This is a genomic window from Vibrio sp. FE10 (genome assembly GCF_030297155.1).
Lineage (GTDB): Bacteria > Pseudomonadota > Gammaproteobacteria > Enterobacterales > Vibrionaceae > Vibrio > Vibrio apostichopi.
This window is the reverse complement of sequence record NZ_AP028067.1, coordinates 866982-890610: the sequence shown is the minus strand read 5'-3', so window position 1 is coordinate 890610 and position 23629 is coordinate 866982. Positions and strand designations below refer to the sequence as shown.

Sequence of the window (23629 nt, the reverse complement as noted above, 5' to 3'; positions counted from 1 at the left end):
GATCTTTATGACACAAGCTAACCACCAAGAAGTATACAACCAGGTTAAAGATGCGCTTATTGAGCTGTTCGAGCTTGATGCTGAAGATATCACTCCTGAAGCTCACCTTTATCTTGATCTCGACCTAGACAGCATTGATGCGGTTGATTTGGTCGTTCACTTACAGAACGTAACAGGTAAGAAGATCAAACCTGAAGAGTTCAAAGCAGTACGCACCGTTAATGACGTTGTCGAGTCTGTGGCTGAACTATTGAAGGACGCATAATGCGTCCTCTGCTGACTTTACTGTCGGCAATCATACTTTTCACTTATCCAATAGCGGTTTACTTTGGACTCAACAAGTTTGGCCTACAAACCGTTGGTATCGCCTTGGCCGCTATCTTTGCTGTCCGTATTTTTACTGGCGGTCAGGCTAAAATCAAAGAGCTAAAACACTTAGCGTGGATCAGTGGGAGTGCCGGTATTGTTCTGCTGGCCTTAGGCTTAGCCTTTAAGCAACATGGCTGGCTAACTTATTATCCCGTTATCGTTAATGTTTGTATGCTGGCCGTATTCGCTTCAAGCCTATGGCAACCACAAACGATTATCGAGCGTCTTGCTCGTCTCCAAGAGCCTGAACTTCCGCAAAGTGGCGTTGATTACACACGAAAAGTCACCAAAGTTTGGTGCCTGTTCTTTGTTGTCAATGGCTCTATCGCCCTTTACACCTGCTTCCAACCTCTTGAAATATGGACCCTATACAATGGCTTACTCAGCTATTTGTTCGCCGGGTTACTTTTTGCAGGAGAGTGGGTAGTAAGACAGCGCATTCGTCAGAGTTAAATTGTTATGACCCAAACCGTCTCTTACACTTCCTTGTCTGAGCTTCTCAGTCAGAACAGAACGCCAGATTCTATTGTCTGCTATGACGACAATAGCGAGATTACGTGGCAAACATTTAACGACGACTTATCTCGACTCGTACACCTTTTATCTTTATCCCCTTTTCAACGAGTCGCGATTTGTACCCAAGACAGCTACCTATTTTCGGTGGCCTTTTTAGCGTGTGCAGTCAGCCACAAACACATCATATTGCCCGGTAACTATCAACCTTGTGCGCTTGCCGAGCTAAGTGAACATTTTGACTGTCTGCTAGTTGATGACTCGATTGGCGAAGTTGAAGTGAGTGACGTTCGCAATATCCAAACCTTATTGAACTCAAACACCGAAGCGCAAAAGCCTCTAACCGATAATCTTCCAGCCATTGATTTGGCAGCAATCCAATTGACCTTATTTACTTCAGGTTCAAGCGGTACACCGAAGGCAATCAATAAAACACTAGAACACCTAAATATCGAAACAGCTCAGCTAGATAAGAACTGGGGCGAATTACTCAAGAGTAACCGAGTCCAAAGTACCGTCTCGCACCAACATATCTATGGTTTGCTGTTTAGAATCTTATGGCCGCTATGCTCTGGTGTTCCATTTGCTCGAAACAACCTTGAGTACCCAGAACAGATTCTGTCTCACGCCAATAAAAACTGTGTACTGATCAGTAGCCCTGCGCTACTCAAACGATTAAAGCATGAGACCAACAAGGTACAACTTGCAGGAATCTTCTCTTCGGGTGGCCCATTGCCTACCGAGTCGGCTCATCAGTCACGAGATCTACTTGGTCATTTACCTATCGAGGTGTTTGGCAGCACAGAGACTGGCGGTATAGCCTTTCGCCAGCAACAGAGCGCTCAAACGCCTTGGCAACTTTTTGACTGTATTGAGGCAAGTCTCAACAGTGAGAATTGCATTAAGTTATTGTCGCCCTACATCGATAACAATAACTGGTATCAAACCGCAGACGAGTGCGAAATGGTCTCGGAGAATCAATTTATATTGAAAGGCAGAACCGACCGAGTGATCAAGATAGAAGAAAAACGAGTATCACTGGTTGAAGTCGAAAAGCGACTTGAGCAACTTCCTTGGATAAGCGAGTGTGTCGTCATTCCATTTGAAGAACCGAAACGCTTAATCTTGGCGTCGGTTTTGGTACTATCAGAGGAAGGCCAAGCGAAACTCGCCACCATGAGTAAAGGTAAATTCTGGTTGATGCTGCGTTCAGAACTCAGAAAGTGGTTGGAACCGATCGCTATCCCAAGAAAGTATCGTATTGTTGATGAGATTCCACTCAACAGCCAAGGTAAGCGACTAACCTCTCATATCGAACAGCTAATAAAATCATAGAAACCGCTGATCGTATTTTACACTGAGATCATCTTTTTATATTTTTGTCACAACACCCATTTTCAGCCCAAGGATTCTAAGCACGCGCTATGGATAAGAGAAAACCAAACGTCATTGCTGTTGACACTGTAGAGAAAGAATCGACCCTGACACTCCATATTACTGGAGACATCACCGATTTTAAGGGGCACTTCAAGAGCTTTCCTATTCTTCCGGGTGTTACACAGATTGATTGGGCACTTCACTATGCAGTCCAAGAGCTGAAGGTCCCTGGTTACTTTAAAGGCATGGAAGTCATCAAATTCCAAGAGCCGATCCTGCCTGACTCTACTATTCAATTATCATTAAAGTGGGATGCTGACAAAGACAAACTGAGCTTCAGTTACACCTCAAACAACGGCGAACAGACTCACTCTTCAGGTAAAATGAAGCTGGGAGAAAAAAGTGAATAGCGCTCCCATCGAGGCTGTTTCTCAACACTTAGCGAAAGAAAGCAGCTACAAGGCTTGCTTCCTTGTCCCGTGCTTTAACCATGGCGCAACCATGCCTGCAGTGGTCTCATCACTCCTTGACTTCGAACTTCCGATTATTATTGTTGATGATGGCAGTGAGCTCACCACCAAACAGTTTCTGACTCCCCTAGCAGAGAACTCAAACGTAACCTTGGTGACACTTGAGCAGAACCAAGGCAAAGGCGGCGCAGTAAAGGCCGGAATCAAAAAAGCACAACAGCTCGGCTTTAGCCACGTCATTCAAATTGATGCTGACGGACAGCATGACCTAGACGCCCTACCCGCGTTAATAGGGGCCTCTCAGACTCACCCACAGCGTCTAATATCAGGTCAGCCTGTCTACGACGAGAGTGTGCCTAAAGCAAGGCTCTACGGGCGCTACGCGACACACATTTGGGTATGGATAGAAACCCTATCTCTATCTATTAAAGACAGCATGTGTGGCTTTAGAGCGTATCCGATAACCCAAACTCAAACGGTGCTCAACAAATACGATGTTGGCTCTAGAATGGACTTCGATATCGAGATTCTGGTTCGCTTGTATTGGGAAGGCTGCGATATTGATTTCGTTGAAACACGCGTTATATACCCAGAAAATGGCGTCTCTCATTTCGATGCGCTGTGGGATAACGTCAAAATCAGCTGGATGCACACACGACTGTTTTTCGGCATGCTGCCAAGAGCACCAAAATTGATTGCTCGCCATTTCAAGTCAGATTCCGCTGATAATAACCAAAGTTCATCGACGGATTCAGAGTCGCAGGCTTCAGAACAGCCCCATTGGTCTCGCACTCAAGAACGCGGCACCGTACTCGGCATCAAACTGCTGTTGGCGGTTTATACCCTATTAGGTCGCGGTGTCTTTAACCTGATTTTGCGCGGTGTGATGCGTTACTACCACCTAACGGGCAAACGCGCGCGAAACGCTTCTGAGCAATACTTGTTCCAACTAAAGGCATACGCAGAGCAACAGAATATCGAGTTACCCGCTGAGTTAACCAGTTATAACCATCTGCTTTCGTTTGGCCATACGATGCTAGACAAGTTAGCGGCATGGAAAGGCGATTTCTCGGCAGATAATCTCACTATTCATGGCCAAGAACAATTCGAGAGCATGGTAGCAAACCAACAAGGTGTGCTGATTCTGGGTTCTCACCTTGGCAATATCGAACTGTGCCGCGCTTTAGGTCGCAGACACTCAAACATCAAAATCAATGCTCTGGTGTTCACAGAGCACGCTGAACGTTTCAATTCAGTAATGAAAGCGGTCAACCCGCAGTCTGACTTAAACCTGATTCAAGTGACCTCGATGGGGCCTGATACGGCTATCTTGTTGCAGCAAAAGTTGGAGCAAGGCGAGTGGATTGTGATTGTTGGTGATAGAACTTCCACCAGCAAAGAGAGCCGTTCAGTATGGGCAGAGTTCTTGGGTAAGGAAGCGCCCTTCCCTCAAGGGCCATTTATGTTAGCCTCTGTTCTCAAAGCACCCGTGTTCTTATTGTTTGGGCTACGTGATGACTCACAAGCTAAGCCGCACTTTAATGTCTATTTCGAGCATTTTAGTGACAAGATCGAGCTACCAAGGAAGACACGCGAACAATCTTTACAGCAAGTCGTGCAAAAATATGCGAACCGACTTCAGCACTACACACTGAAAGCACCGCTTCAGTGGTACAACTTTTTTAATTTTTGGACATTGAGCAAGCACCATGACGAAAAAGAATCCAAATAGCATCACCTTTGGTGCCGAACGCCTCACTATCGAGGACGTTGTCGCTATCTCACAAGGCGCAAAAGCCTCGATGAACTCAAGTAACCAGTTCACATCAAAAATCGACCGCGGTGTCGCTTTTTTAGAACGCCTATTGAAAGAAGAAGGCGTGATCTATGGTGTGACAACGGGCTACGGTGACTCATGTACCGTTGCGATTCCGCCGAACCTAGTTGACGAGCTACCGCTGCATTTAACACGTTTTCACGGCTGTGGTTTAGGTGAAATACTGTCTCACGAGCAATCTCGTGCAGTATTAGCAACACGCCTGTGTTCTCTGTCACAAGGTGTCTCTGGTGTGACTCATGATTTGCTCAACCAGATTGTTACTCTGATTAACCAAGACATCTCACCGCGTATTCCTCAAGAAGGGTCGGTTGGTGCCAGTGGCGATTTAACGCCGCTGTCTTATCTGGCGGCCGCACTCATCGGTGAGCGCGATGTTATCTACAAAGGCGAAGTTCGCCCTACTAGTGACGTCTACAAAGAACTGGGCATCAGCCCTATCAAGCTTAAGCCAAAAGAAGGCTTGGCATTGATGAATGGCACATCAGTAATGACAGCGCTGGCTTGTATTGCCTACAAACGTGCAGAATACCTAGCTCAGCTATCGACTAAAATCACGGCAATGGTGTCTGTGGGTATGCAAGGCAACGATTTCCATTTCGATGAAGCTTTGTTTGCAGTGAAGCCTCATCCGGGTCAACAACAAGTCGCTGCATGGCTGCGTGATGACTTACAAGCAGATCGCCCGCCACGTAACAGTGATCGCCTGCAAGACCGTTACTCGCTGCGTTGTGCTCCACATGTTATCGGTGTGGTTCAAGACTCTCTGCCTTGGCTTCGCCAAATGATCGAGAACGAGCTAAACAGCGCCAACGACAACCCAATTATCGATGGCGACAATGAGCGCGTACTGCACGGTGGACACTTCTACGGTGGCCATATCGCAATGGCAATGGACACGCTAAAAACAGCAGTAGCCAATCTTGCAGACCTACTAGATCGCCAAATGGCACAGTTAATGGACTACAAGTTCAATAACGGCTTACCATTTAACCTAACGGGTGCTGAAGGCGAACGTAAACCAATCAACCACGGTTTCAAAGCGGTACAGATTGGCGTTTCAGCTTGGACAGCAGAGGCATTGAAACACACGATGCCAGCAAGTGTGTTCTCTCGTTCAACCGAGTGCCACAACCAAGACAAAGTCAGCATGGGCACCATCGCGGCTCGTGATTGTTTGCGCGTTCTTGAACTGACTGAACAAGTTGCGGCAGCATCACTTCTCGCGGGTACACAAGCGCTTGAGCTTCGTAAGCGCCACAATGAGCTTGATGAGCACCACATGAGTGATAACCTCAAGCACATTCGCGACGAAGTTCTGAAAGAGTTTGAGTTTATTGTCGAGGATCGCCCGCTTGAAGGCGATCTACGCCACTTTATTTCTCGTATTCAAAGTCAGCATTGGTCACTTTACTCATAGAGTAGTTAACTTAATAAAGTAGTTAACCTCATAAAGTAGCCAACCCTTTACGCAATATTGTTGAGAGCGATTTATGTCTGAAATCCTTCATCCATTACAATCTGAGGTGACTCTGATTACCTCATTCCAAGATGCCGACCCAATGGGCGTGATCTATCACGGCAATTACTTCCGATTTTTTGAAGAAGTAAGGCGCATCATGATGGATAAGATTGAGTACAACTATCATGAGATGAAGGATTCTGGCTACATGTGGCCAATCATCGACACGCGTGTGAAATACATCAAGGCGATACCGTTTAATCATCAGATTAAGGTAACGGCCAAATTGACCGAATGGGAAAATCGCTTGCGCGTTGATTACGAGATTCATGATGCCAACACAGGCGCTCGCATGACACGCGCCCACACCATGCAGGTTGCAGTGACCATCGAAGAACAAGAGATGTGCTTCGCTTCACCGAAAGTGTTTACCGATAAAGTCGAGCACTGGCACCAATTCGGTTGCTTACCTCTAGCTGCTGAGCATCCATCTCAAGCCTCTAATCCACAGCAGGTGAAACATGAGTCTGTTTAAAAGCAGTCGCAAACACATTAGCATCGCGCTGCTAGGGCTTGCTCCTATGATAGCGAGTAGCTTTGTAAGTGCTAATGAAAGCACGATTGCCGTCGGTTCAGTTTCAGATCTGCAAACGGTGTTGAGCGCAAATAGTATTGTCCGTGGTGAGTTTACTCAAACACGAAATATGGAAATGTTCGCCCAACCTCTGACGTCACAAGGCTCGTTTTTATTAGATAAGTCGAGTGGCTTGCTTTGGACGCAAGTAACCCCGTTTCCTGTGAGCCTAGTGCTAACCGATAACAAGCTGAGCCAAAGGTTTGCTGATCAACCCGCTAAGATCATCACTGACAAAGAAAACCCAATGGCGTTTTATTTCAGCCATATCTTCTTGTCGGTATTCCACGGCGATACGCAAAAACTTCAAGAACAATTCTCTCTGTCATTTGAACCTGCGAACGAGCTAAGCTCAGACGAAAGTGCAGGCGCAAGTACAGAGAACGCGTTATGGACACTGACCCTAACGCCAAAAAGCTCTCCAATGAATGCGGTGTTTGAAGCCATCACGCTGCAAGGACACAATGACATTGAGCGCATTGAGCTAAAGGAGATTCGTGGAGACAGTACGGTAATCGAATTTAGCCAGCTAAGCCATCAACCGGAAGTATTATCAGATGCCGAAGCGCAACAATTTCAACTCTAAGCTTGCCCTTGTCTGGCTAGTTGTCGTGGTGCTATTTAGCGGACTGTTGATCAAACAGTTCGCTTTTTCTTCTTCAGTACCTATTGAAAGCAACATCATGAAATTGCTGCCAGAAAACCAGCAAGATCCCATGGTCGAGCAAGCCTTTCAGCAGATTTCTAACTCCATGAGTGAGCAAGTGGTGTTCATCTTGAGCAGCCCTGACATCAAGAACACCATGGCGGCAACCAAAGCATTTGAGAAATCGCTCAATCAAAACTCCTTCACCGGAAAACAAACACTCTTCAAACACGTTCAAGGCAAGATCAACGCCAGCACGCAAAGCCAATGGAGTGACTTCTATTTTCGTCACCGAGCTCAACTGCTAACGGAGCAGCAAAAAGAAACACTGACCCATTCCCCAGAGTCTCGCGCGCAGAATGTGATTCAGTCGCTATACAACCCTTTCTCAGGAGTCACTGCGACCGAGCTAACTCTAGATCCATTTCTGTTATTTCGTGACTATATCAGTGCCGTTGGTACCCGTTCGAGCAACTTTGGCATTAAAGAGGGCTACCTAACGGCGCAATCGCAAGATCAGTCACACATTTTGGTTACTGCAACATTAGCAGGCTCTCCCTACAGCTTGGCTATTCAAGAGCAACTTCCAGCACTTGACGCTTTAGAACGAGACATAGAGAAGCAATTTGACGTCAAAGTTCAGCACACTGGCGTGGTGTTCTATGCCAATTACGGTACTCAAAGTGCAAAGTCTGAAATCAGCACCATTGGTTTAGGATCATTAGCGGGTGTAATTTTATTGGTGTGGCTAACGTTTCGTAGCGCCCTGCCGCTTGCCTTATCTTTGCTCTCCATCAGCACAGGATTATTGGTTGCACTGGCAAGCACGGTCGCGATCTTCGGCAAGATCCATCTGTTTAGCTTAGTGTTTGGTGCCAGCTTGATTGGCGTATCCATTGATTACTCTTTTCACTATCTCACTGACCGCTTGGCTGCGGGTAATCACTGGCAGAGTGATAAAGGACTAAAGCATATCTTCATTGCGATTACCTTAGGGCTACTTACTAGCTTGATAGGTTATTTAGGTCTGCTGGTGGCTCCTTTCCCTGGCTTACAGCAGCTTGCTTTGTTCTCATCTATTGGACTTATCGCCGCTTACGCCAGTGTGGTGTGTTGGTATCCAGTATTGGCCTTCAAACCGAGTCAACAACGCGAACTTCCGTTAGCGAACCTATGGCATGCATGGCTAAACTTATGGAGCAAACCTAAGTTCAGAATCGGCTTACCGCTCGTCGTCACCGTGATTAGCGTGGCGTCAATCAGCCAAGTTCGTTACGACGACGATATTCGACAACTGCAGGCGATGCCTGACCAACTCAAACAACAAGAGCAAGCTATCTCTGAGATCTCCGGACTAGGCAGTGCTCAGAACATGCTGTTGGTGACTGCGAAAAGTAATCAGGCGTTACTGAACAAATTAGCGTTGATCAGCTCTGAGTTAGATTCGTTGTTCGATCAGCAAGGTATCTCTGGCTATCGCAGCGTCAATCAACACCTGCCCAGCGAGCAAGAGCAGCACGATAACTATCAGTTGGTTAAACAGCTCTACGCTAACCAAAGCGCTACCTTACAAACCACACTCGGTTGGCCGAGCTTCCCAGAGCTTCCAAAATACCAACCGATCACACTGAATGAGTTTTTGGAGTCTCCAGTATCAGAGCCTATTCGCCCTCTTTGGTTAAAACCAATCAATAACCAAGCAGCGTCGGTGATTATGATCAAGGATGTCACCAATTCAGAGCTGTTCTCTCAATGGCTCGATTCAAGCTTTGCTCAACAACAAGGCGTGAAGTACCTCAATAAAGCCGATGAGATCTCATCTCTGTTTGCTGAATACCGAGTTAAAATTACCGAGCTGTTATTGATAGCGTTTGCGGCTATTGGAATGGTGTTAGGTTGGCGTTACGGTGTGAAGCAAAGTCTGTTAATGCTGTTGCCGTCATTGATTGCCGGAGTGGCAGGTTTAGCGGTCACGGGCATTTTAGGCTCGACACTGAATCTATTTAACCTGCTTGGACTGATTCTGATTTTAGGGATTGGTATCGACTACACCCTGTTCTTTGCTGAGCAGAAGAAGTCACTGAGTACCTTACTAGCAATCACCTTATCTGGCCTTACAACACTGCTGTCATTCGGTTTACTGTCATTGAGCCAGACTCATGCCATTCATAGCTTCGGTGTTACCGTCCTGACTGGTATTTTCGTAGCATGGTTACTTTCACCACTCGCGATTAACAACGAACAAGCCGCGGAAAAATCAAACTCTCGAAAGGCTTCTAGATGAACAAAACAATCAAGATAGCGCTCGCCGTAGTATTGGGCTTATTACTCAGTGCTTGTTCGATGGTGTCTCAACAGCCATCTGGCGCAAGTGTCTCAATCGATAAAGATACCGAGCTGGCCTTGCCGCAGCCTGCGGAGCTGGGATATTCATTTACGGCAAGCCAGTTGATCAGCGCAACATGGCAAGACGACACCCAGCAATTGCCTGTTCAAGTCGAAGTCACACTGGATAAAGTCGTTTTAGCGGGTTTTTCCTCTTGGGGAACGCGCATTTTATCGCTGCAATATCAGAACCAAGCGATTGAGACTCAAGTTCTATCCGGTCTTGGCGCAACCCTGCCACAACCCGATCAGGTGTTATTTAATTTAATGCTAACTCTATGGCCAATTGAAGCATGGGCGCAGCCTTTGCAAGGCATCGGCTGGCACTTGGTCGACACAGAAAACAGCCGCACCGTGTTTGATGAAAACCAACAGGCAATTATTCAAATTGATTACCAAGCAGAGCCCGGAACACACAAAACCACGGGCAACATTGTTTTCAAACATTTGACCCAAGGCTACACCATCACCATACAAACGTTGAACTCAACGATTGTCGATAATCCAAGTAAGAGCTGAACACTATGCCTATTTATATCCAAGACTGTGGTTTCCACTCTGCGTTAGGTTCAAGTATTGCTGACATCCATGACTGCCTCAAAGGCGCGCGCGAATCAAACATGGTTGAAGTGAGCGATATGCTGAACGATGGTAAGCACACTATCGTCGGTAAGGTGGTTGGCGAACTGCCAGCGATCCCATTGGATCAAGCAGAATACGCCACTCGCAACAATCAACTGGCGCTGTCAGCTCTTAATCAAATCAATGGTTCTATCGAACAAGCAAAATCACAATTTGGCGCAGATAGGATTGCTGTGGTTATAGGCACCAGCACCTCGGGTATCTCGGACGGCGAAGCGGCTTTCAAACATAAACTGGCACACGGTGAGTTTCCTGAGCATTACCATTATTCAAAGCAAGAGTTAGGCAATACCTCTGAGTTTGTTAGCCAACATTGTGCATTAACAGGACCGAGCTATGCGATATCGACCGCTTGCTCGTCCAGTGGCCGTGTATTTTTGACCGCTCAACGCTTGTTAGATTCTGGAATAGCCGATGCTGTGTTGGTTGGAGGTGTAGACACCTTATGTAAGCTGACGCTCAATGGTTTTCATGGCCTGGAAGCCCTTTCGACCACACATTGTAAGCCGTTTAGTGCCTCTCGAAATGGCATCAACATCGGTGAAGCGGCAGCGTTTATGTTACTCAGCAAGACCAAACCAACTGATATCAATACAACCCCAAACACGTCGAACATCGCCTTATTAGGCTGTGGTGACAGCTCTGATGCACACCACATTTCAGCGCCTCACCCTGAGGGAAATGGTGCGGAGCAAGCTATGCAAAAGGCGTTAGATTCTGCGCAGTTACAAGCAGAAGACATCGGTTACATCAATGCTCACGGTACTGCGACGCCACTCAATGATTCAATGGAAAGCAAAGCCATTCACCGTATTTTTGCAAACAAGGTTCCCGTTAGCTCAACCAAGCCACTCACCGGGCATACTCTTGGTGCAGCTAGTGCGATTGAGGCTGCAATTGCGTGGCATATTTTGAAATATGACTTACCGCTTCCCTTACAAAAATGTCAGGATAAAGCTGAAGATATTGAGATTGATTTGGTAAACTATGCGCAGAAACTTAAAGTAAAGAACATCTTAAGCAACTCGTTCGCTTTTGGTGGCAACAACATTAGCCTGATTTTTGGTGTAGTAAATGACTGATATCCCTTCTGTAGACCAACTTCTCCCACACGATGATCCGATGATATTAATCGATCGTGCTATCAACGTAGAGGCGTTGTCGATCCACTGTCAGGTCGATATTGGCGCGCACAACCTATTCTTTGACGCCGAATCTCAAACGGTACCAGCTTATGTGGGTATCGAGTTTATGGCGCAATCTGTTGCTGCGTGGTCTGGATACCATGCCCTGAAAAACGGCACCACTCCCCCAATCGGATTCTTACTGGGTTCTCGTCGCTACAAGTCACTGTGTGATGAATTTACTCAAGGTCAGACCCTTGATATCTACGCCGAGCAACTGATGGAAGACAGTGGCATGGCCGTGTTTACTGCCAGAGTCGAAGACCAAGGTGAGTTAGTGGCTCAATGCCAACTCAACGTCTACGTGCCAACCGAACAAAAATTACAAGAAATGAAAACTAGGAGCCCATCATGACCCGTCAGGTTTTAGTCACCGGAGCCAGCAAAGGCATTGGTAAAGCGATCGCTATTCAACTCGCGAAAGATGGATTTGAAATCGCCGTTCACTACATGGGTGACAAGCAAGGTGCTGAAGACACATTAAAGTCGATCACTGAGTTAGGTGGCGCAGGACGTCTTATCCAATTTGATATCAGCAACCGCAGCGAGTGTCGCGAAAAGCTTGAGTCTGATATTGCCGAGCATGGCGCTTACTATGGTGTTGTAAATAATGCCGGAATTACTCGTGATACAGCATTCCCAGCCATGACGGAAGAAGAGTGGGATGGCGTTATCCATACCAACCTCGACAGCTTCTACAACGTACTTCATCCGTGCGTGATGCCAATGGTTCAAAAACGCAAAGGCGGTCGAATCGTTACTCTGGCGTCGGTATCCGGCATCATGGGTAATCGCGGTCAAACCAACTATGCCGCAGCAAAAGCGGGCGTGATTGGCGCAACTAAGTCTCTGGCTTTAGAGCTAGCAAAACGCAAGATCACGGTAAACTGTGTCGCTCCAGGCTTAATTGATACCGGTATGGTCGATGAGCACGTAAAAGACCATGCGCTCCCTCAAGTGCCACTGCGCCGTATGGGCGAGCCAGAAGAAGTCGCCGGCCTAGTCAGCTACCTAATGTCTGATATTGCAGGCTACGTCACTCGCCAAGTGATTTCAGTCAATGGAGGCTTAGTATGACCCGCCGCGTTGTTGTAACTGGCATGTCAGGTGTTACTGCCTTTGGTAATGATTGGCAGCACATCGAACCAAAATTGAAAGCGTGTGAAAATGCGACTCAATATATGCCAAGCTTTGAGCAATATGATGGCCTCAACACGAAACTTGCTGCACCCGTTGATGACTTCCAACTGCCAAAACACTACAAGCGCAAACAGGTTCGTGGCATGGGACGTGTGTCTCGTCTAGCAACTGTTGCGACAGAAAACGCATTAGAGCAAGCCGGTCTAATTGGTCACAACATTTTGACCAACGGCGAAACAGGCATTGCTTACGGCTCTTCAACCGGCAGTACCGATGCGGTTGGTGCGTTCGGTGTGATGCTTAACGAGAAATCAACACGAGCCATCACAGCAACCACCTACGTTCAAATGATGCCACACACTGCTGCGGTCAACGTAGGACTGTTCTTTGGCCTACGCGGTCGCGTGATTCCCACCAGCAGTGCCTGTACTTCAGGAAGCCAAGCGATCGGTTACGCCTATGAAGCGATCAAACACGGCTACCAAACCGTGATGGTTGCCGGTGGTGGTGAAGAGCTATGCCCAACTGAGTCTGCCGTTTTCGATACCCTTTTTGCTACCAGTTTAAAAAACGACACGCCAGAAAAATCCCCTAGTCCTTACGACAGCGAACGCGATGGCCTCGTTATCGGTGAAGGTGCCGGCACGCTTGTTCTTGAAGAGTATGAACATGCCGTGGCTCGTGGTGCAAAGATCTACGCTGAGATCATCGGCTTTGCCAGTAACTGCGATGCTGCTCATGTGACCCAACCTCAGATGGAAACCATGCAAATCTGCATGGAAAAAGCTCTGAAAGATGCGCAACTTCCGGCAGAAAAAATCGGTTATGTTTCTGCGCACGGAACTGCGACGGAAAAAGGCGATATTGCAGAAAGTAATGCGACGGCGAACATTTTCGGTGAAGTGCCAATCAGTTCATTGAAAAGCTACTTTGGTCATACGCTTGGTGCGTGTGGTGCGATTGAAGCGTGGTTAAGCTTAGAGATGATGCATTCAGGTTGGTTCAGCCCAACCTTAAACCTTGAGAACATCGACGAACGCTGCGGCAAACTTGATTACATCACAGGCTCTGGTCGCGAATTGGATGTTAAATATCTAATGAGCAACAACTTTGCCTTTGGCGGGATCAACACTTCCATCATCTTCAAGAAAATCTAGGATAGAGAATGAAAAACTGGCTAGCGGTTGCTGTTGTCGTATTACTGGCAGGTTGTAGTGCTCCGAAATATTCAGGGAACGCACTTCCAGAAGCAAACAACATTGAAAATATTACTATCGTTGAAGATGTGAAAACTCGCTCTGTTTTTCTCGATTCAATGCTCGATTGGTGTCTGAATAATCAGGTCAAATGTAAAGTGGTTGCAGACGGTTCAGAACACAACCCAGAGGATATTACGCTTGATTATGTCTCTCGTTGGAGTTGGGATTTCAGAACCTTTGTGGCAGACGCTAAGATCTCGGCTTATCAAGATCAGCAGCGCGTAGGCAATGTCGAATTCAAAGCGCCAAATAGCGGAAACTTTTCAAAGTTTGGTGACGATATGGAACGCATCAAAGCGATGATGGATATCTTGTTCGATAAGAAAACAGCCGCGCAAGCGACCCAACTGGTTGCTGACGACAAGCTCTAACGAAGTTATTCAGATAGTAAAACTCCAAACAAATAAAAAGGGTCAGTAACCAAGTTACTGACCCTTTTTTGATTCTAGCAATCGCTCAATTAAGCGTTAGCTTCACGCTCAGCGATGAACTCAAGAGCCATCTTGATACGAGCGATTACGCGCTCTTTACCAACAAGCTCCATCACAGCATCAACAGAAGGAGACTGACCGCCGCCTGTTACTGCTACGCGAAGTGGCATGCCGATTTTACCCATGCCGATCTCTAGCTCTTCACATACTGCTGCAATCACACCGTCTTTGATGTTTGCTGTTGTGAACTCTTCAAGCGCTTCAACCTTTGCAAGAGCAAGCTCTAGCGGGCCTTTAGCAACACCACGTAGGTGCTTCTTCGCTGCGCCAGCTTCAAACTCAGAGAAATCTTCGTAGAAGTAACGAGATTGCTCAGCAAGTTCGATAAGTGTGTTGCAACGCTCGCCAACTAGCGTGATCACTTCAGTGATAGCTGGGCCGTTTGTTGTATCGATCTTCTGTGCGTCTAGGTGCCATTGCAGGTATTTTGCAACGTACTCAGGCTCAGAAGTTTTGATGTAGTGGTTGTTCAACCAAAGTAGCTTTTCAGTGTTGAATGCAGATGCAGACTTGCTGATAGCGTTCAGGCTGAAGAATTCAATCATCTCTTCTTGAGAGAAGATCTCTTGGTCACCGTGAGACCAACCTAAACGAACTAGGTAGTTGTTTAGTGCATTGGGTAGGTAACCTTCGTCTCGGTATTGCATTACTGATACAGCACCGTGACGCTTAGAAAGTTTCGCACCGTCATCACCAAGAATCATTGCACAGTGAGCGAAAGTTGGAACTGGCGCGCCTAGTGCTTCATAGATGTTGATTTGACGAGGTGTATTGTTGATGTGGTCTTCACCACGAACAACGTGTGTAATACCCATGTCCCAGTCATCCACTACAACTACGAAGTTGTAAGTTGGAGCACCGTCTGTACGACGAATGATCAGGTCATCAAGTTGGCTGTTAGAGATTTCAATGCGACCGCGGATTTGGTCATCAAATACTACGCTGCCTTCTTTAGGGTTACGGAAACGGATAACGCACGCATCACCTTCTTTTGCTGCTTCGTTTGCTGCAACAATTTTAGGGTGGTTCGCATCGTAACGAGCCATTTCTTTGTTTTCTTCTTGCTCTGTACGAATTTCGTCAAGCAGCTCTTTAGACGCGTAGCATTTGAATGCTTTGTCTTCAGCAAGTAGCTTATCAACCATTTCGTTGTAACGGTCAAAACGCTTAGATTGGTAGTAAGGACCTTCATCCCATTCCATACCCATCCATTGCATGCCTTCTAGAATTGCATCAACCGCTTCTTGAGAGTTACGCTCAAGGTCCGTGTCTTCGATACGTAGAACGAATTCGCCACCTTGGTTCTTAGCGAATAGCCAAGAGTAAAGTGCAGTACGTGCACCACCAACGTGAAGATAGCCAGTTGGGCTAGGAGCAAAACGAGTTTTAACCGTCATTTAAATACCTTGATTATGTAGGTGATTCTTTTAGTGGGGTCTAATACAAAGTCTGTAATAGACAAATATCACTAAATTTTGGGCGCTATTTTATCACCACCGCTTAAATCTACAATCAGTAGTGAATGATTAATGCGCTGTTGTTGTACGAAAGCGAGTGTAGAAAGGCCAAATCCAGCTTCGATGTAGCAAATCTATAGCCTGAGCCAATAAATTATAGCCACGCTTTTCTTTAACCCCCGCCTATTTCACCAACGTCACCCACCCATTGATATGCCACTAAGATCAAATTCTTGAATTTATGTTTGACCTTACCCTTACGGTAAGGTTTATGTTGGACGTAGATGAGAATTGGAGTATCGATATGAACCATTACACCACCGCGCTCAACGGCCTAAATTGCATGGGTTGTACGAAGAAAGTTCGCACACTGTTTGGCGATCTCGACAACACGACGATCAATGATATATCGCCGACATACATCGATATTTCGACTCCGTTTAATTACGTTCAACTCAGCGAACAGTTAACGACGCTTGGTTATAGCATGGGCAATCAACTGCACCTTTCGCTATCTGGTCTTAGCTGCGGTAAGTGCGTGAACAAACTGACTCAAGCACTTGAACAAACCGAGCAAACCTCAAACCTAGAAGTCAGCAAGCATGAATTGTCATTGGTTACTATGCTTTCTGAATCCGAGCTTATTGAGCTGGTCGAAAGCGTGGGTTATCACGCGACTCCCTACTCTGAAGCTAATGATCTTTTATCGAGTTCAGATTTAGAAGAAGATAAAAAACCAACACCTGCAGAATCAGCACAAGCTGAACCTGCAACTAGCCAATATACCTATCACCTTGTTCTTGAAGGAATGACGTGTGCGAGTTGTGTTTCTTCGGTAGAGAAAGCGCTGAAAAAGAATGAATTCGTCGACCAAGCCCAGATCAACCTCGCTGAACAGACGGCCTTAGTTTTCACCTCTAAAACACGAGACGTCATCGAAACAGCTCTAATAGAGTCCGTGAAAACCGCAGGTTACGGCGCCGAGTTCGTTGATGACGCGGCAACTCAACAACAAAAACAGCAAGAGCAACAACTTCGTACCCAAAAAGCTTTCCTAAAGAATTCAGTAAGCGCGCTGCTTATCGGTGCTCCGCTGATGGCATGGGGCCTGTTCGGTGGCAGCATGACCATTGCTACATTTAACGACCAATTGGCTTGGGGACTGGTTGGTGTGGTCTGTTTGATACTGCTTGCGACTTCAGGGCGCAGCTTCTTCAGTAACGCTTGGCAATCACTGATGCACAAGCGTGCGACCATGGATACGTTAGTTGCTTTGGGTACAGGCGCAGCGTGGTTCTATTCAATGTTGGTTGTGCTGATCCCATCGTGGTTTCCTGAAGCCTCTCGTCATGTCTATTTTGAAGCCAGCGCCATGATCGTTGGTCTTATTTCTTTGGGTCACTACATTGAAGCCAAAGCCAAAGCCCGCACTACCAAGTCTTTGCAGGCGCTGATTAACTTACAGCCTCAAAAAGCCGTGGTTATTGTTGACGGAAAAGAACAAACCATCGCTGTAGAAGCGATTCAAGTCGGCATGCAAGTTCGAGTTAAACCGGGAGAAAAAGTCCCTGTCGATGGTGTCGTGGTTTCGGGTGAATCTTATATCGATGAATCGATGCTGACTGGCGAACCGCTTCCCAACGTTAAATCGATTAATGATGGCGTTTCAGCAGGTACCATTAATGGTGACGGCAGCTTAATTATTGAAGCAACTGGGATTGGCTCAAGCACCATGCTGGCTCGAATCATTCAAATGGTTCGCCAAGCACAAAGCAGTAAACCAGCAATCGCCAAGCTTGCCGACTCTATTTCTGCTGTTTTCGTACCTGTTGTGGTCGCGATCGCAGCAACTTCTGCCTTAGTTTGGTTTTTTGTGGGACCACAACCCAGTGCAAGTTACATGCTTGTGGTATCGACTACCGTGCTGATCATCGCTTGTCCATGTGCCTTAGGCCTAGCAACGCCGCTCTCAATTACTGTCGGCGTTGGTAAAGCCGCTGAGTTTGGCGTTCTGATCAAAGATGCCGATGTGTTGCAATCTGCAAGCAAAATCGATGCTGTCGTGTTTGATAAAACAGGCACCCTAACTCAAGGTAAGCCAACCGTTCAGCAGGCCTTTTATGGCGATTTATCAGAGCAAGAACTGTTGGCTTACGCCTATTCGGTTGAAGTCGGTTCAGAACACCCGCTTGCCAAAGCCGTTTGCCAGTATGCCGAAAACTTAGAAGTTTCAGCACTCCCAAACAGCGACTTTGAAAACCGCCGAGGGCTTGGCGTACAAGCAATAATTAACGGCAAGAAGGTTCAAGTCGGCTCACTTAAGTACCTCACCCAGCTCGGCATTGAGACTGAAATCGGCGCAGACTTTATCGAGCTTTGTCGTACACAAGCATGGACACCCATCTTCGTTGTCATCGATCAAAAACTGGAAGGCATATTTGGCATTTCAGACGCATTAAAAATAGATAGCAAACAAGCCATTGCTCAACTAAAATCCGCCGGAATTCACACCGTGCTATTAACAGGCGACAACGATTCTGTTGCTCAAGCGATTGGCAAAAGTGTCGGTATCGATGAGGTTATCTCGGAGGTGCTTCCAGAGCAGAAAGCTCAGCATATTGTTCAGCTTCAACAACAATATAAAAGTGTGGCTATGGTTGGAGATGGCATTAACGATGCACCTGCACTTGCTCAAGCAGATATTGGCATCGCAATGGGTAGCGGCAGTGATGTCGCGATTGAAAGTGCGCAAATGACACTACTCAACTCGTCGCCACTGTCTGTCAGTAACGCGATAGAGCTGTCCCAAGCGACCGTGAGAAACATGAAGCAAAACCTCTTTGGTGCCTTCATCTATAACTCACTTGGTATTCCTATCGCGGCCGGTGTGCTCTACCCATTTTTCGGATTTCTACTAAGCCCAGTCGTTGCAGGCGCAGCGATGGCGATGTCGTCAATTACAGTAGTGAGCAATGCCAACAGGCTGAGATTGTTCAAGCCCACTCATTCTAATATCAATAAAAACCATATTCATGAGGTTAACCATGATTCGTAAAGTTATGACTCTTACAGCACTCGCTGCAATTTCAGGACAAGCTTTAGCTACTGATGTTCTAAACCACAAATCACCATACTGCGGCTGCTGCACAGAATGGACAGAACATATGCGCGATGCCGGGTTCGATGTCACAGAGAAACTCCATGATGACATGAATCCTATCAAGCAAAAGTTAGGCGTAACGCAAGAACTAGCTTCTTGCCACACGGCAGAGATCGACGGTTACGTATTTGAAGGGCACATTCCAGCAGAGGACGTGAAAGCCTTTTTAGAAAACCCACCACGTAATGCGATTGGCTTGGCTGTTCCTGGCATGCCTATGGGTTCTCCGGGCATGGAGCATGGCGATAAGAAAGACGAGTATTCTGTGTATGCGTTTAACGAGAAAGGTCAGGTGTTTGAGTACCGTCATTACAATGGCAATTAGAGCGTAAACAGACCTGCGAACAGCAATAAAAATAGAGCCTAGCATTAAGCAAACCCAAGACTGTGGTTTACTTGCTAGGCTCTTTGCTTTTGGACAGTAAAGCAAATCTTGTCGCGGTATCAACCGGGCTGTTAGTGCCGCTGTATTTTCGTCGCTAGTTAGCGAAGACGCTATTTAGCAAAAAACTAATGAACGAATAAGCTAATTAACGAAGAAGCTCACTTGGCTAATAATCTAATCGACTAACAGCCAAGTGAATCAGCTTAGAAGCCGTAAGAAGCACCGAATACGAATGCGTTGTTCTGCTTAGAGTCACCGTTGGCGAAATCTACACCGTTAGCTTGGCTACGGAACTCAAAGTAAGGTTGAACGCCTTGACGAGTCCATGTTGCACGTAACTCGTGGTCCATCGCTTCAGCATCAATCATGTATACGTTGTTGTAGCTAAGCGCTAGGTCAGCATTCACTGTGTAAGCAATGCGGTTATCCATGCGGTAGTCTGTGTCAGCATCAGCAGAAGTATCATCGATGTGTGCACGAGTACGGTTACTAATAGAGATACCGTTATCGAAGTTGTAACCGATCTTAACTAGTGGACGGAACTGAATGCTCTCACCCGCAGAGAATAAATGTTGGTAACCAGCAGCAACCCATAGGTTGTCAGTGATGTTGAAAGATTGCTCACCACCGACAGTGATACCAGGAGTAGTATTACCTGCACCGCCATTTTCAGATTCAAGTTTACCCAGTTGGATACCATCAAACTCAGAGTAAACCGTGAAGCCGCCTAGAGAGTTGTCAAACGTGTGACCGGCTTCTAGCGTAGAAGTCATATCAGAACCGTGGATACGACCGTCATCGTGAATTTGGATGTTACCTGTTACGTAAGAAGAACCAGCAAAAGCACTAGAAGCGAAAGCAAGAGAAAGAGCACTTAGAGCGATAATTTTTTTCATAGTAAACTGCCTTAGTTTGATTTTTTCAGCGGCATATCTTCGGTACATCATTCACCTTCACCGCTTGAGTAGTTGGTCGCCTCCCTGGCATGAAATCTATGTTGCTCGAATTAATTTGCGTTTCAAAATAAAAGAGTGGGCAGAGTGATCTCTCTCACTATCAAAAAAGAACAAGTTATTTAACACATTAAAATCAATTACTTAAAAACATAAAAATTGATAAAAAACTCAAGATGGAAAAATGCACAGATCGGGATCACATTATTTTACGGTGCGAAATTAGATTCAGTCGGTTGAATCACATTTGATTTAGAGTTTTTTATGAAGGACTTATTTTTTGAAGAGAATAATGAGAAGTGCGTCACTTTTGCGATAAACCTCACCTTATGTGCATTGTTGACGTTATAAACCAAGACGGTTTCTATATGTTTCCGTTTTGGATGAGAGCCTAATTCGCAGCAAACAAAAAGAGCTCCCACTTTTTACCTTGAGTAAGATAATAACGAGGGAGCTCTTCTATTAATGTTGCTTATCGATTATTTAACTGAGGTTACTCGACTTACTTTCTCGCCACTTTCAGAGATAGAGCGGATGTAAGTTTCGCCAGAAACCGATGGACGTTGTTGCTCGTCATACGTTAACCAGTTCTCGCCATCAGCAGAGTATTGCAGCTCTACGCCTGGGAATTGAACGTTCATCGCTAGCTTGCCATCCACAACCTGAGCGCCCGGTACTGGTAGTCGATAATCAATGCCTGCTTTCTCAAGCTTAGCCAGTTCACGTTGACCAACAATATTCGCGAAGCGATTAAAGTCGCTGTTTAGAGCCTGCTTATTCACTAAGTCAGTATCTTGAGAATATTCAACGCCCACTTTGTAGTCATTTTCCCAATCCGCTCTGTGCCATGCACGCTCTGCTGCTGCAAGTACGCGAGGGAACACCATGTATTCATACTGCTCGTCGGTACGTACTGTTTCAGACCAAAGTTGTGCAGACAAACCGTAGAAAGGTTTCGCTTCAATCTCGCCTTTACCAGAGAAACCATTGCCGTCACGGTCTAATGATGTTTCTGCGTTTTGTGGCATGTTTTCTGGTGCGAAGCCAAACATCTTACGAGTATCGGTTGCGCGCGTTGCCCAATAGTAACCGCGCTCTGCAGCATCGACTTCATATGGCATATCCATGTATACGTAGTCTGGGTTAGAGACGATTACGTCATACCCTTTTGCTGACCAGTCGTATACTGATGAAGTACCGCCCCAGTAAAGAACGTCCCAGAAGTTGACGCGAGTGCTTTCTGTCGCAAATGCTTTCTCGCCTTCGCTGTATTTCAGGCCATCTTGCCATGCTTGGAAGTGAGGGATGCCTTTGTCAGCAACAATCTTGGATACCTGCTCTGCAAAGTGACTTGGCAGATGACCGAAGTCGCTTACCGTTCCATCAGCGATCAAAGACTGACACTGAGGAGACTGTTGGAATGGCTTATCTTGCTTAGACAAATCGATGTTGCCTTTCCAAGCCACTTTATCGTCTGCATTAACATCTTGTAAGCCAGCACCTAACTTGATGTTTTTCGCTTCATCGCCGCCAAAGTGCCAAGTCGTTAGTGGAACGCCCGCTTCTTGGTGCATTGCCGCCACTTCAGAGATAACTTTATCGACAAAGTGAGTTGATGATTCCATACATGGGTTAATGAAGCTTTGCTTATCGTAGAACTGAACCGTGGTTACGTTCGATGTATCTTGTGGATCCATCAAGCGGTATTCATTTGCTTCCGCTTCTTTACCTTCCGCCATTAGGCGAGTGTAACGCGCTTCCATTGATACCACTGCAGAACGAGCGTGTGCTGGCATATCAATTTCAGGAATTACTTCGATGCTGCGCGCTTTTGCGTAGCTTAAGATCTCGACGTAGTCCGCTTTACTAAAGAAACCAGAGCCAAAGTTGTCTGTTGTTGGACCTGAACCTAGCTGAGGCAGTAAACAGCTTTGCTCTTCCAAATCAAAACAACGATTAGACCCTACATCCGTTAGCTCTGGTAAACCTGGGATTTCTAAACGCCAGCCTTCATCATCTGTTAAGTGAAGGTGCAGTTTATTCATCTTGTATGCCGCCATTTGATCTAGCGTTGCTAGGATGGCATCTTTTGAGTGGAAGTTTCGAGCAACATCCACCATCACACCACGGTAATCAAAGCGCGGTGCATCTTTGATCGACAGTTGTGGTAATGATTCAGCGTTCTGACTGTCTATTAGGCCAAAAATAGACTGAACTGCGTAGAAAGCACCTGTTTTATCAAACGCTTTAATCGCAATCCCCTCTTCCGAGATGCTTAGTTCATAAGCGCCAGATTTTGCTAAATCACCCGTAAACTGAGTAGGAACAACAGCAACACTCACAGGTAGGTCGCCACTCACATCTACGTTTACCACATCTGCACGTTCTTCAATTGCAGCGAACTGATCAGCATCGAATGCGTCTTTTGGTAGGGCAATACCACCAGCAATACCCACAGAACCTTCGCCTGCTTCTACAGACATTGGCGTTGGTAGTAGCGTTGTTGATACATCTTGAGTTGCTAGATCAGCATTCTTTTCGAAACGCGTCACCGCGGTTGCCATGACATTGTTGTCATCAGGAGTACGCTTAAGGTTGTTACCCTCTAGACCTGTCACAAACGACGCGACATCTTCTGTATTCAATGAAGCAATCATCTTAGGTTCTGCGTTTGGCGCCGTTACAAATGCACCTGGCATAAAGTCGGTTTCAAACAGTTGCCAATATTCACTCGTCAGCGGAAGAATCACTTCTTCACCAGCCGCAAAACCATCGAACTTATCTGTAGGTTCTAGTTTGTGTAAGTCACCCGTTACACGAGTGATTTTAAACTGTTCGTTATCAACATCTAAGATGAGGCGAATACTGTGGAAGTAGATAGTCCAATCTTTCGAATCAATCGCTTCACCGTCATTGGTCAAGGTCATGTTCACTTTATTACATGACGCCCACTCAGCACCTAAGTCCTGACAAGCCATACCTTCATTCGCACCGTGATTGGTTAAGATTTCATATTGCACATCAAGATTATCAGCCAGTGCATTAACAACCTGTTGCTCAGGAGCTTGTGTCACTGCACAACCCGTCAAACCAGCCAATACTGCTACAGATAATAAGTTTCTCTTCAACATCGTATTCACCCATTAATTTAAAAATTGAGTCAGAAGCAAAGTGGAGCGCTTCGAAAGTTAGATAAACTATATGGTCTTATTTTTTGGCGTGAATTAAATCAGGCCAATTCAGTGATCGGCTTCAAATCTCAAAA

At 46.2% G+C, this 23629-nt stretch carries 20 protein-coding genes; 17 read left to right on the top strand and 3 right to left on the bottom strand.

All coding sequences use genetic code 11. The annotated features are described in order from the left end of the window. The first annotated feature begins 7 nt into the window (after positions 1-7). The 15 genes from QUF19_RS04050 (at position 8) to QUF19_RS03980 (ending at position 14289) form a co-directional block, all read left to right on the top strand. Positions 8-265: an acyl carrier protein gene (locus QUF19_RS04050; RefSeq protein WP_017040432.1), complete on the top strand. Its 258-nt coding sequence runs from the start codon at positions 8-10 to the stop codon at positions 263-265. Then, the gene (locus QUF19_RS04045; RefSeq protein ID WP_286296259.1) at positions 265-822 is read left to right on the top strand and encodes a COG4648 family protein; all 558 of its coding nucleotides are present in this window, start codon (positions 265-267) and stop codon (positions 820-822) included. Before QUF19_RS04050 ends, QUF19_RS04045 begins: the two co-directional genes overlap by 1 nt. A 6-nt stretch (positions 823-828) precedes the next feature. Further along, entirely contained in the window at positions 829-2217 is a 1389-nt protein-coding gene (locus tag QUF19_RS04040) for an AMP-binding protein (RefSeq protein WP_286296256.1), read from the top strand. A gap of 89 nt (positions 2218-2306) precedes the next feature. Next, positions 2307-2669 carry an ApeI family dehydratase gene (locus QUF19_RS04035; protein WP_286296254.1) on the top strand — a complete coding sequence of 121 codons (363 nt, stop codon included), beginning with the start codon at positions 2307-2309 and terminating at the stop codon, positions 2667-2669. Further along, positions 2662-4461 carry a glycosyltransferase family 2 protein gene (locus QUF19_RS04030; protein ID WP_286296252.1) on the top strand — a complete coding sequence of 600 codons (1800 nt, stop codon included), beginning with the start codon at positions 2662-2664 and terminating at the stop codon, positions 4459-4461. The genes QUF19_RS04035 and QUF19_RS04030 overlap by 8 nt, the downstream gene beginning before the upstream one ends. Further along, positions 4439-5986 carry an HAL/PAL/TAL family ammonia-lyase gene (locus tag QUF19_RS04025; RefSeq protein WP_286296250.1) on the top strand — a complete coding sequence of 516 codons (1548 nt, stop codon included), beginning with the start codon at positions 4439-4441 and terminating at the stop codon, positions 5984-5986. Before QUF19_RS04030 ends, QUF19_RS04025 begins: the two co-directional genes overlap by 23 nt. A 73-nt stretch (positions 5987-6059) precedes the next feature. Next, entirely contained in the window at positions 6060-6563 is a 504-nt protein-coding gene (locus QUF19_RS04020) for an acyl-CoA thioesterase (RefSeq protein WP_286296249.1), read from the top strand. Continuing rightward, positions 6550-7248 carry a LolA family protein gene (locus QUF19_RS04015; RefSeq protein WP_286296246.1) on the top strand — a complete coding sequence of 233 codons (699 nt, stop codon included), beginning with the start codon at positions 6550-6552 and terminating at the stop codon, positions 7246-7248. The genes QUF19_RS04020 and QUF19_RS04015 overlap by 14 nt, the downstream gene beginning before the upstream one ends. Further along, the gene (locus QUF19_RS04010) at positions 7220-9592 is read left to right on the top strand and encodes an MMPL family transporter (RefSeq protein WP_286296243.1); all 2373 of its coding nucleotides are present in this window, start codon (positions 7220-7222) and stop codon (positions 9590-9592) included. The genes QUF19_RS04015 and QUF19_RS04010 overlap by 29 nt, the downstream gene beginning before the upstream one ends. Next, the gene (locus QUF19_RS04005; protein WP_286296241.1) at positions 9589-10212 is read left to right on the top strand and encodes a DUF3261 domain-containing protein; all 624 of its coding nucleotides are present in this window, start codon (positions 9589-9591) and stop codon (positions 10210-10212) included. The genes QUF19_RS04010 and QUF19_RS04005 overlap by 4 nt, the downstream gene beginning before the upstream one ends. A gap of 5 nt (positions 10213-10217) precedes the next feature. After that, positions 10218-11417, top strand: a complete 1200-nt coding sequence (locus tag QUF19_RS04000) for a beta-ketoacyl-[acyl-carrier-protein] synthase family protein (RefSeq protein WP_286296238.1) — start codon at positions 10218-10220, stop codon at positions 11415-11417. Beyond that, positions 11410-11874 (top strand): hotdog family protein, encoded by a 465-nt coding sequence (locus QUF19_RS03995; protein WP_054548132.1) that lies wholly within the window; start codon positions 11410-11412, stop codon positions 11872-11874. Before QUF19_RS04000 ends, QUF19_RS03995 begins: the two co-directional genes overlap by 8 nt. After that, complete coding sequence (locus QUF19_RS03990) at positions 11871-12596, top strand: 3-ketoacyl-ACP reductase FabG2 (protein ID WP_004736137.1); 726 nt, start codon at positions 11871-11873, stop codon at positions 12594-12596. The genes QUF19_RS03995 and QUF19_RS03990 overlap by 4 nt, the downstream gene beginning before the upstream one ends. Next, positions 12593-13816 (top strand): beta-ketoacyl-ACP synthase, encoded by a 1224-nt coding sequence (locus QUF19_RS03985; RefSeq protein ID WP_286296230.1) that lies wholly within the window; start codon positions 12593-12595, stop codon positions 13814-13816. The genes QUF19_RS03990 and QUF19_RS03985 overlap by 4 nt, the downstream gene beginning before the upstream one ends. An 8-nt stretch (positions 13817-13824) precedes the next feature. Beyond that, a complete protein-coding gene (locus QUF19_RS03980; protein ID WP_286296228.1) occupies positions 13825-14289 on the top strand; it encodes an Sbal_3080 family lipoprotein in 465 nt (154 codons plus the stop codon). A gap of 89 nt (positions 14290-14378) precedes the next feature. Here the strand turns inward: QUF19_RS03980 and gltX are convergent, their stop codons facing one another. Further along, positions 14379-15806, bottom strand: a complete 1428-nt coding sequence (gltX, locus tag QUF19_RS03975; RefSeq protein WP_286296226.1) for a glutamate--tRNA ligase — start codon at positions 15804-15806, stop codon at positions 14379-14381. Between the two features lie 331 nt (positions 15807-16137). Here gltX and QUF19_RS03970 point away from each other — a divergent pair, with 331 nt between their 5' ends. Further along, the gene (locus tag QUF19_RS03970; RefSeq protein ID WP_286296225.1) at positions 16138-18921 is read left to right on the top strand and encodes a heavy metal translocating P-type ATPase; all 2784 of its coding nucleotides are present in this window, start codon (positions 16138-16140) and stop codon (positions 18919-18921) included. Continuing rightward, positions 18911-19351 carry a DUF411 domain-containing protein gene (locus QUF19_RS03965; protein ID WP_286296223.1) on the top strand — a complete coding sequence of 147 codons (441 nt, stop codon included), beginning with the start codon at positions 18911-18913 and terminating at the stop codon, positions 19349-19351. Before QUF19_RS03970 ends, QUF19_RS03965 begins: the two co-directional genes overlap by 11 nt. 263 nt (positions 19352-19614) lie before the next feature. Here QUF19_RS03965 and QUF19_RS03960 read toward each other — a convergent pair whose 3' ends face one another. Together QUF19_RS03960 and QUF19_RS03955 are read right to left on the bottom strand one after the other, a co-directional pair. Further along, on the bottom strand, positions 19615-20307 hold the full coding sequence (locus QUF19_RS03960; RefSeq protein WP_010439198.1) for an oligogalacturonate-specific porin KdgM family protein: 693 nt from the start codon (positions 20305-20307) through the stop codon (positions 19615-19617). A 536-nt stretch (positions 20308-20843) separates the two neighbouring features. Beyond that, complete coding sequence (locus QUF19_RS03955; protein WP_286296220.1) at positions 20844-23495, bottom strand: beta-N-acetylhexosaminidase; 2652 nt, start codon at positions 23493-23495, stop codon at positions 20844-20846. Positions 23496-23629: the final 134 nt, after the last annotated feature.